The sequence below is a fragment of the Mesorhizobium sp. M2A.F.Ca.ET.042.01.1.1 genome, from assembly GCF_003997405.1.
GTDB lineage: Bacteria > Pseudomonadota > Alphaproteobacteria > Rhizobiales > Rhizobiaceae > Mesorhizobium.
Window position 1 is genome coordinate 1 of the sequence record NZ_RZRX01000256.1, and the last position, 8772, is coordinate 8772.

The 8772-nt window shown below is 63.3% G+C and carries 11 protein-coding genes and 1 pseudogene; 1 reads left to right on the forward strand and 11 read right to left on the reverse strand.

The window, feature by feature from the left end; genetic code table 11:
• The 5 genes from EOA23_RS28080 to eno all read right to left on the reverse strand — a co-directional run.
• Positions 1–707 (reverse strand): biotin/lipoyl-containing protein (locus EOA23_RS28080; RefSeq protein WP_127306544.1); only part of this gene is annotated, 707 nt, incomplete at its 3' end.
• An 18-nt stretch (positions 708–725) separates the two neighbouring features.
• Positions 726–2117 (reverse strand): pyruvate dehydrogenase complex E1 component subunit beta, encoded by a 1392-nt coding sequence (locus EOA23_RS28085; RefSeq protein WP_127306545.1) that lies wholly within the window; start codon positions 2115–2117, stop codon positions 726–728.
• Between the two features lie 15 nt (positions 2118–2132).
• Positions 2133–3188 carry a pyruvate dehydrogenase (acetyl-transferring) E1 component subunit alpha gene (gene pdhA, locus EOA23_RS28090; protein WP_127306546.1) on the reverse strand — a complete coding sequence of 352 codons (1056 nt, stop codon included), beginning with the start codon at positions 3186–3188 and terminating at the stop codon, positions 2133–2135.
• Positions 3189–3364: 176 nt separating this feature from the next.
• The gene (locus tag EOA23_RS28095; RefSeq protein WP_127306547.1) at positions 3365–3688 is read right to left on the reverse strand and encodes a septum formation initiator family protein; all 324 of its coding nucleotides are present in this window, start codon (positions 3686–3688) and stop codon (positions 3365–3367) included.
• Between the two features lie 157 nt (positions 3689–3845).
• On the reverse strand, positions 3846–5120 hold the full coding sequence (gene eno, locus EOA23_RS28100; protein ID WP_127306548.1) for a phosphopyruvate hydratase: 1275 nt from the start codon (positions 5118–5120) through the stop codon (positions 3846–3848).
• A gap of 200 nt (positions 5121–5320) precedes the next feature.
• Here eno and EOA23_RS36990 point away from each other — a divergent pair, with 200 nt between their 5' ends.
• Entirely contained in the window at positions 5321–5443 is a 123-nt protein-coding gene (locus tag EOA23_RS36990) for a hypothetical protein (protein ID WP_281058769.1), read from the forward strand.
• A 66-nt stretch (positions 5444–5509) separates the two neighbouring features.
• Here EOA23_RS36990 and EOA23_RS28105 read toward each other — a convergent pair whose 3' ends face one another.
• The 6 genes and pseudogenes from EOA23_RS28105 to EOA23_RS28125 all read right to left on the reverse strand — a co-directional run.
• Positions 5510–5875 carry a PRC-barrel domain-containing protein gene (locus EOA23_RS28105; RefSeq protein WP_042642274.1) on the reverse strand — a complete coding sequence of 122 codons (366 nt, stop codon included), beginning with the start codon at positions 5873–5875 and terminating at the stop codon, positions 5510–5512.
• A gap of 137 nt (positions 5876–6012) precedes the next feature.
• On the reverse strand, positions 6013–6858 hold the full coding sequence (gene kdsA / locus EOA23_RS28110) for a 3-deoxy-8-phosphooctulonate synthase (protein ID WP_127306549.1): 846 nt from the start codon (positions 6856–6858) through the stop codon (positions 6013–6015).
• On the reverse strand, positions 6855–7730 hold the full coding sequence (locus tag EOA23_RS28115; RefSeq protein WP_127306550.1) for a VOC family protein: 876 nt from the start codon (positions 7728–7730) through the stop codon (positions 6855–6857). The genes kdsA and EOA23_RS28115 overlap by 4 nt, the downstream gene beginning before the upstream one ends.
• A gap of 62 nt (positions 7731–7792) precedes the next feature.
• Positions 7793–8083 (reverse strand): Dabb family protein, encoded by a 291-nt coding sequence (locus EOA23_RS28120; RefSeq protein WP_127306551.1) that lies wholly within the window; start codon positions 8081–8083, stop codon positions 7793–7795.
• 101 nt (positions 8084–8184) lie between these two features.
• Entirely contained in the window at positions 8185–8313 is a 129-nt protein-coding gene (locus EOA23_RS36995) for a hypothetical protein (RefSeq protein WP_278161972.1), read from the reverse strand.
• 131 nt (positions 8314–8444) lie between these two features.
• Positions 8445–8772, reverse strand: a pseudogene (locus EOA23_RS28125) (NAD(P)/FAD-dependent oxidoreductase); the annotation flags it as partial.

The window sequence follows — 8772 nt, forward strand, 5'->3', positions numbered from 1 at the left end:
CGCGCGATGGTCTTGCGCATGTTGTCATGCGGCACGAGCTCGTAGGAGCCTTCGGCGAACAGCTTCAGCACCTGGTCGTCCGACATCGGCTTGGGTGCCGGCGCCGGAGTCGCGCCAGGGGCACCGGCGGGCGCTTTCGCAGCGGGGGCAGATTTCGCGCCGCCGGAAGAGATCGCCGCTTCGACATCGGCCTTGACGACGCGGCCATGCGGGCCGGTGCCGGTCACGGCGGAAACATCCACGCCCGCATCCTTGGCGATGCGGCGAGCCAGCGGCGACGCGAAGACGCGGTCGCCGGCGGCGTGGCCGTTGGCGACGGGAGCGGGCTCGGCCTTCGCCGGCGCAGGCGCCGCGGCCGGCTTGGGTGCTTCCTTGGGGGCTTCGGCCTTCGGAGCGTCCGCTTTCGGCGCTTCGGCCTTTGGCGCGGCGCTGCCACCGCTCTTGGCCGCGGCGCCGGCATCCTCGCCCTCGCCAGCCAGGATGGCGATCAGCGCGTTGACCTTGACGCCTTCGGTGCCGGCCGGAACCACCAGCTTGGCGACCGTGCCTTCATCGACGGCTTCGACTTCCATCGTCGCCTTGTCGGTCTCGATCTCGGCGATCACGTCGCCTGGCGAAACCTTATCGCCTTCCTTGACCAGCCATTTTGACAGGTTGCCCTCTTCCATCGTCGGAGAGAGCGCCGGCATGGTGATGTTGATTGGCATGATGTCCTCCCGACCGGCTTAGCGATAGGTAACGGCTTTGACGGCCTCGACGACCTCGCCGACATTGGGCAGCGCCAGCTTTTCGAGGTTCGCCGCATAAGGCATCGGCACGTCCTTGCCGGCGATGGTGATCACCGGCGCGTCGAGGAAGTCGAAGGCGCGCTGCGAGACCTGGTTGGCGATGTGGTCGCCGACCGAGTTCTGTGGAAAACCTTCTTCCACCACCACGAGACGGTTGGTCTTCTTCACCGAGGCGATGATCGTGTCGAAGTCGAGCGGCCGGATGGTCCTGAGATCGATGATCTCGGCATCGATGCCCATGCCGCGCAGCTCGGCCTCCGCCTTGACCGCATAGGTCATGCCGATACCGAAGGAGACGAGGGTGACGTCCTTGCCCTGCTTGTGGATCCGCGCCTTGCCGATCCGCAGCACGAAGTCGTCGAGCTTCGGCACATCGAAGGAATGGCCGTAGAGGATCTCGTTCTCGAGGAAGATGACCGGGTTTGGATCGCGGATCGCCGCCTTGAGCAGGCCCTTGGCGTCGGCCGCGGTGTACGGCATCACCACCTTGAGGCCGGGGATATGGCTGTACCAGGCGGCGTAGCATTGCGAGTGCTGCGCGGCGACGCGGGCGGCGGCGCCGTTCGGGCCGCGGAAGACGATCGGCGCGCCCATCTGGCCGCCGGACATATAGAGCGTCTTGGCGGCCGAGTTGATGATCTGGTCGATCGCCTGCATGGCGAAGTTGAAGGTCATGAACTCGACGATCGGCTTCAGCCCGGCCATCGCCGCACCCACGCCGACACCGGCAAAGCCGTGCTCGGTGATCGGTGTATCGACCACGCGCCGCGGCCCGAATTCCTGCAGCAGGCCTTGCGTGATCTTGTAGGCGCCCTGGTATTCGGCGACTTCCTCGCCCATGACAAAGACGTCGCCGTCGCGGCGCATTTCCTCGGCCATGGCGTCGCGGAGCGCCTCGCGCACCGTGGTGGAAACCATTTCGGTGCCGGCGGGAATGTCCGGGTCGGCCGCGACTTCCGTCTTCGGCGCGGCGGCGACAGGGGCCGGAGCCTCGCTCTTGGCGGCAGCGGGCGCCGGCGCAGGCGCGGCTTCAGCCTTGGCAGGTTCTTCCTCGCCGATGCCTTCGCCGGCCTTGTCGACGTCTTCGCCGTCGACCGCGAGCACGGCGATCACCGCATTGACCTTGACGCCTTCGGTGCCGGCGGGAACGACGATCTTGGCCAGCGTGCCTTCGTCGACGGCTTCGACCTCCATCGTCGCCTTGTCGGTCTCGATCTCGGCGATGACGTCACCGGCGACGACCTTGTCGCCTTCGTTCTTCAGCCATTTGGAAAGATTGCCCTCTTCCATCGTCGGTGAGAGCGCGGGCATGAGAATTTCGATCGGCATGTCCTTGCCCTCCCCTTAGAGTACGATGTCGGTCCAGAGCTCGGACGGATCCGGCTCGGCGTCGTTCTGGGCGAATTCGGCGGCGTCGGCGACGATGTCGCGAACTTCCTTGTCGATGGCCTTGAGCTCGTCCTCGCTTGCCCACTTCTTGTCGAGCAGCCGCACCCGAACCTGCTCGATCGGGTCGTGCTCGGAGCGCATCTTCTGCACCTCCTCCTTGGAGCGGTACTTCGCCGGGTCGGACATCGAATGGCCGCGATAGCGGTAGGTCTGCATTTCGAGGATGAGCGGGCCGTTGCCGGCGCGGCACCATTCGGTGGCGAGATCGGCTGCGGACTTCACGGCGCGGACGTCCATGCCATCGACCTGCATGCCCGGGATTTTGAAGGAGGCGCCGCGATGCGAGAAGTCGGTCTCGGCCGACGAGCGCGACACAGACGTGCCCATGGCGTAGCGATTGTTCTCGATGATGTAGATCACCGGCAGCTTCCACAGCGAGGCCATGTTGAAGCTCTCATAGACCTGGCCCTGGTTGGCGGCGCCGTCGCCGAAATAGGTGAGCGAAACGTTCTTGGTCTCGCGGTAGCGGTTGGCGAAGGCTAGGCCGGTGCCGAGCGACACCTGGGCGCCGACAATGCCGTGGCCGCCATAGAAATGCTTCTCCTTGGAGAACATGTGCATGGAGCCGCCCTTGCCCTTCGACAGGCCGCCGCGGCGCCCCGTCAGTTCGGCCATGACGCCGCGCGGCGACAGGTCCATCGCCAGCATGTGGCCGTGGTCGCGATAGGCGGTGATCATCTGGTCGCCTTCGACAAGCGCCATCTTCATGCCGGTGACGACGGCCTCCTGGCCGATATAGAGATGGCAGAAGCCGCCGATGAAGCCCATGCCGTAAAGCTGGCCGGCCTTCTCCTCGAAGCGGCGGATCAAGAGCATATGCCGGTAGGCGGAGAGCTCTTCCTCCTTGGTGAAATCAGCGGGCTTGGGCGCTGACAGATTGGGCTGCTTGTCGGATCTGGACTTGTTGTCGGATCTGGATTTGGCGGGCGCTTTTTTGGCGGCGGTGGCCATGCGTCACTCCCTGTTGGCGTCTCTTTGCGGACATTCAGGGAGATCGAACAGTCTCCCCACCGATTTGCGCGAGGCTAACATGCAAGGATGCATTGCGCCATGCTGAAAAATGCATGGCTGGCATGCATCTAAGCGATTAGAATCATTGCAAATAACAGCGATTAACCGAAATTCGGTTATTTCGTCGCGGAGAGCAGCATGATGGTGATTTCGTCAGGCTGGGACAGATTGAGCGCCTTTCGGGCCTGCTCGTCAAGCATATCCTTTTCCAGCGTGCCTTCATGCATCAGCTGGACACGGCGCTCGAAGTCGATACGGCGCGCCTTGACGGCATCAAGCTGCGTCTGCAATTCGGCCGCCCGGGCCTCGAGCCGATACTTGGAATAGATGCCGAATTCGCCGTGATAGGCGTGGAAGCCGAAATAGGCCAGGAACAGCACGCAGAGCGAAGGGATGATCAGCCTGCCGGTGTTTCTCTGCTTGTGCTGACGTGTCCACATGACCCGAACCCTCGCGGCCGCGAACGCGAGCGGCCATGAGTCGTATTTCGCCCGATTGTGCTTAATGGACGGTTACGGGCGACCTTGTGCGGGGCCGCCGGAAACGAAAAAGGGCGGGAATGCCCCGCCCTTTCCGAACTGTTCCAAACAGGCTGGATCAGCCCTTGAACACCGACTTGCCGGCGTAACGCGCCTGCTTGCCGAGCTCTTCCTCAATGCGGATGAGCTGGTTGTACTTGGCCATGCGGTCCGAGCGCGACAGCGAGCCGGTCTTGATCTGTCCGCAATTGGTGGCGACCGCGAGGTCGGCGATGGTCGAATCCTCGGTCTCGCCCGAACGGTGCGACATGACGGCGGTGTAGCCGGCCTTGTGCGCGGTCTCGACCGCGTCGAGCGTCTCGGTCAGCGAGCCGATCTGGTTGACCTTGACCAGGATCGAATTGGCGACGCCCATGCGGATGCCGTCGCGCAGCCGCGCCGTGTTGGTGACGAAGAGGTCGTCGCCGACAAGCTGGGTCTTCTTACCGATCAGGTCGGTCAGATACTTCCAGCCTTCCCAGTCGTCCTCGGCAAGGCCGTCCTCGATGGTGATGATCGGATAGTCGGAAGCGAGCTTGGCCAGGTACTTGGCCTGCGCCTTCGGATCGCGGGTCTTCTTCTCGCCCTCATAGACGTAGTTGCCGTCCTTGAAGAACTCGGTCGCCGCGCAGTCGAGGCCAAGCGCAACATCCTCGCCGGGCTTGAAGCCAGCCTTCTCGATCGATTCCATGATGAAATCGAGAGCCGACGGCGCGCTCTTCAGGTTGGGGGCGAAGCCGCCCTCGTCGCCGACATTGGTGTTGTGGCCGGCGTCCTTCAGCTTCTTGCGCAGTGTGTGGAAGATCTCCGAGCCCCAGCGCACGCCGTCGCGCAGCGTCGGCGCGCCGACCGGCAGGATCATGAACTCCTGGAAGTCGATGGGATTGTCGGCATGGGCGCCGCCATTGATGATGTTCATCATCGGCACCGGCAGGATATGCGCCTTGGCGCCGCCGACATAGCGGTAGAGCGGCAGGCCGGCGGCTTCGGCCGCGGCCTTGGCGACCGCCAGCGACACGCCGAGGATGGCATTGGCGCCGAGGCGGCTTTTGTTCGGGGTGCCATCGAGCTCGATCATCGTCTGGTCGATATGGATCTGGTTCTCGGCTTCCATGCCGCCGATCGCCTCGAACAGCTCGCCGTTCACGGCTTCGACGGCGCGCTGGACGCCCTTGCCGAGATAACGCGGCCCGCCGTCACGCAGCTCGACCGCCTCATGTGCGCCGGTCGATGCGCCCGATGGCACCGCGGCGCGGCCCATCGAGCCGTCCTCCAGCACCACGTCGACCTCGACGGTCGGATTGCCACGGCTGTCCAGGATTTCACGCCCGACAATGTCGATGATGGCGGTCATTTGCGATGTCCCCGATTGATCGATTGAAGCGTCGCGCCCCTCTTAGCCAAAGCGGCGCAAAAGGCAATCGGCGCGCCCGCAATTATTGCCGCGGGCCGGATTCACGAAGCGCAAATTTCTGTCATCATAAGTCATGCGCATCGCGTGGCCTTCTCGTCTATGGTCGCGTTCGCGCGGGGCGAAACAGGAGGAGTTTCGCCATGTCCCAGTTGAGCGGTATCGTGAGTTTGTTCCTGATCGCGGCGGCGTTCCTGACGTCATGCGACGACCAGAAACCTCAGCAGAGTTCAGCGGAACTATCGACGCTCCAAGCGGTGCAGTAGTTCAAAACGCCAAAGGCCCCCGGGTTTTGCCCGGGGGCCTTTGCTTTCAGCGCACCTAGCAAGCGGTCAATGCCAATAGGGCTTCACGTGATAATACTGGAATGAGGCATCGCGTGCGGCTTCGCCGTCGGCGCCGGTCAGTTCCTCGATCGAATATGCGGGCGCGGCCTGCAACTGCTCCTTGGTGAACGGGACGACGTAGCCGCCTTTGTCCTCGTCATAGTCGAGCGTCGCCCACGGGACGGCGTGGTACTTCTCGCCCATGCCGAGGAAGCCGCCGAAACCGATCACTGCGAACATGATGCCATTCGACATCTTGTCGAGCATGACGTCTTCAATGCTGCCGATGCTGTCGCCTGCGGTGTTGTAAACCGATGTGCCGATAACGCGCGAGGCGGCAATGGCTTCGGTGTGCCCGGACGGGGTGGTCATGGTGGTGCTCCTCTCAAGTGAATGCCTGCATTGACAATGAGAGGAGCGCGCTAAGGTTCCCGACGACCTTGCTCTGCTGTCGGTGAGGATGAAGGTCACCTTCGTGTTGATGCCGTAGGCGATCTTGTCGTCCGAGATCAGTGGCCCTTGGCGATGCGGTCGAAGGCCATCAGCTTCTCCAGCAGCGCCGGCATGTCCTTGAGCGGCACCATGTTGGGGCCGTCGGAGGATGTCGAGTTGTCCGGGTCCTGATGGGTCTCGATGAAGACACCGGCCACACCGACGGCAACGGCCGCGCGCGCCAGCGTTGCGACGAAGCGCCGTTCACCGCCGGATGAGCCACCCTGCCCACCCGGCTGCTGCACGGAATGCGTCGCGTCGAAGATCACCGGAGCGCCGATCTCGGCCATGATCGGCAACGCGCGCATGTCCGAGACCAGCGTGTTGTAGCCGAAGGAGACACCGCGCTCAGTGGTCAGCACGTTCGCATTGCCGGAACCGGTGATCTTGGCGACGACGTTCTTCATGTCCCAGGGCGCGAGGAACTGGCCCTTCTTCACATTGATGACCTTTCCGGTCCTGGCGGCGGCGACCAGCATGTCGGTCTGGCGCGACAGGAAGGCCGGGACCTGCAGGACATCGACATGCGGCGCGACGATGGCGCATTGTTCCTCGGTGTGGACGTCGGTCAGCACCGGGAGCCCAAACTCCTTGCGCAGATCGTCGAAAATCGGCATCGCCGCATCGAGCCCGGCACCGCGCGTCGCCGAAAGCGAGGTGCGGTTGGCCTTGTCGTAGCTGGTCTTGTAGACGAGGCCGATGCCCAGCCGGTCCGTCAGTTCCTTCAGCGCGCCGGCCATGTCGAAGGCGTGCTGGCGCGATTCAAGCTGGCACGGGCCGGCGATCAGCGACAGCGGCGCATTGTTGGCGAAGACGACCTTGCCGACCGTTACCGATGAATTGGGCGCCAGGGGCTTGCTCATGGGGTCTCCCGGAAGATGAAGGCGGCGCCCTGCCCGGGCGCCGGCGGAACGACGATATCATTGCCGCTCATGTTGTGTCGGACTGCGTTTTCCGCAAGCAGTCGCCTGGCGGCGGCCGTGTCGCGAACCGAGAAAACGATGGCCGTGAAACGCAGGTTCGGCGATGGCGCGACCGTCAGGCCGAAGCGCGAGCCATAATCTTCGGACGAGAAAACGCTGAGGACTGCATTCGGCAGCCGCACGGCGTCGCCGTCGCTCGCACCAGCTTCGGCGGCGGTCGCAATCAATCCGATCTGGGCTGCGGGCCTGTCACTGACCGCGATGATTTCGAGAATACCCGTCACGCCATTGGCGTGGGCCTGCAGCGCCGTGCGATCGATCTTTGGCGCGTTGATGCGCTGGCAGGCGAAGAGGAAGGCCTCGTCGGCCTCCTTGTCGGATACGAATGCCAGCTTGAAGGAAGCCATGTCGCTTTTGCCGTTTGCGTCAGTAAAGGCGCGCGAGAAGCTCAGCATTTCGCCGGCCGAAAGACCGGCCTCGACATAGCGCCTATAATCGGCATCGGCATCGGCCGTTCCGAAGACGACCGCGGAAAAACCTTCATCGCCAATGGTTTGACGGTAGAGACGGTCGCGCGCGACGAAGACATTGCCCTCGCTTATGGCGAGGTTCGCCGCCTGCTCATTTCCGACCGCCAGCGGCTCTAGATAGGTGCCATCGGTGAAAAAGACGCAGGCATTCTCCGTGCCGAAGGGGTGGATGCCCGTGGGCGCGACGACAAAGCCAAGCGACGTCAGGCGCGAGCGCGCGGCATCAAGGTTCTGTGCCGGCAGAACGAGATGGTCGAGCGGATGATCTGATTTTTTGATCATATCGGCGCGGTGTGCCCCATTCCGGCCCTCGGTTCAAGAGCAGCGAAGCGCGCTTGCCCGGTTCAGGCCGCGGCCACGACATCGGCCGAATAACGCAGTTCGCGCAGCGGCTTCACCTTGCTGGTCGTATCGGCATAAATCGGATGCGCCTTATAGGCGGCAAGCGCCCCCTCGTCCTCGAACTCGGCATAGACGACCACGTCGATCGCGTTGGAGAACAGATCGACCTTGGTGTTGAGCGTCACTTCGAAATGCTTGGAATGCGGAATCTTGCCCAGCGCCAGCAGGCCCGAGCGCACGGCCTCGACATCTTCCTTGCGCCGCACGCTGAAGAAAACGATGTGCCGGATCAAGCCAACCTCCGTGATCGTCGATTCAGCGGTGTTTTTGTGGGAGCGACGCCTGGGCGTCAACCGGCAACGATGTCGCGCCCGCGATATGCAACCCGCAAGGCCTATCCGGTGACTTGGCGCACGATGCGCGACATTTCCCGCACGGTCACGTCGAGATAGTGACCATGATTGTAGAGGCCATCCCAGATCAGGAAGAAGGCAATGGCTGCGATGACGATTACATAACGCATGGCTAAAACTAGCGCATGCGGACGGCTTGAACCAGAGCGGGAGCGGCAGCGATCCCTCGAGTCCACGGCTTTTTTCGCCGGGCCGCTTCTCCGGGCCGGTCACCAAGCCTTCGACAGCGGCGCCAAGGAAATCAGTTCTTGTCGTCGTCGCCCTGCGTGATCAGCCGGGCGCTGCGCTGACCCGTAAGATAAATCCATAGCCAGCTAAGCGAGACCGCCAGGCGGTTGCGAAAGTCGATCAGGAAATAGATGTGGGCGATGCCCCACAGCCACCAGGCGAGCCAACCGGTGAGCTTGACCCAGCCGAAATCGATCGCGGCAGCGCGTTTGCCGATCGTCGCCAGATCGCCGGCATGATGGTATTGGAAAGGCCGCGTCGCCGTGTCGCCGGCAAGCCGGGCCTTGATCGTCGCGGCGACATGCTTGCCCTCCTGTTTGGCCGAGGGCGCCACACCCGGC

Bases quoted from the DNA above. Each gene is read 5' to 3' on its own strand.
- EOA23_RS28085 (WP_127306545.1), bottom strand. From the start codon at position 2,117: ATGCCGATCGAAATTCTCATGCCCGCGCTCTCACCGACGATGGAAGAG.
- pdhA (WP_127306546.1), bottom strand. From the start codon at position 3,188: ATGGCCACCGCCGCCAAAAAAGCGCCCGCCAAATCCAGATCCGACAAC.
- EOA23_RS28095 (WP_127306547.1), bottom strand. From the start codon at position 3,688: ATGTGGACACGTCAGCACAAGCAGAGAAACACCGGCAGGCTGATCATC.
- eno (WP_127306548.1), bottom strand. From the start codon at position 5,120: ATGACCGCCATCATCGACATTGTCGGGCGTGAAATCCTGGACAGCCGT.
- EOA23_RS36990 (WP_281058769.1), top strand. From the start codon at position 5,321: ATGTCCCAGTTGAGCGGTATCGTGAGTTTGTTCCTGATCGCGGCGGCG.
- EOA23_RS28105 (WP_042642274.1), bottom strand. From the start codon at position 5,875: ATGACCACCCCGTCCGGGCACACCGAAGCCATTGCCGCCTCGCGCGTT.
- kdsA (WP_127306549.1), bottom strand. From the start codon at position 6,858: ATGAGCAAGCCCCTGGCGCCCAATTCATCGGTAACGGTCGGCAAGGTC.
- EOA23_RS28115 (WP_127306550.1), bottom strand. From the start codon at position 7,730: ATGATCAAAAAATCAGATCATCCGCTCGACCATCTCGTTCTGCCGGCA.
- EOA23_RS36995 (WP_278161972.1), bottom strand. From the start codon at position 8,313: ATGCGTTATGTAATCGTCATCGCAGCCATTGCCTTCTTCCTGATCTGG.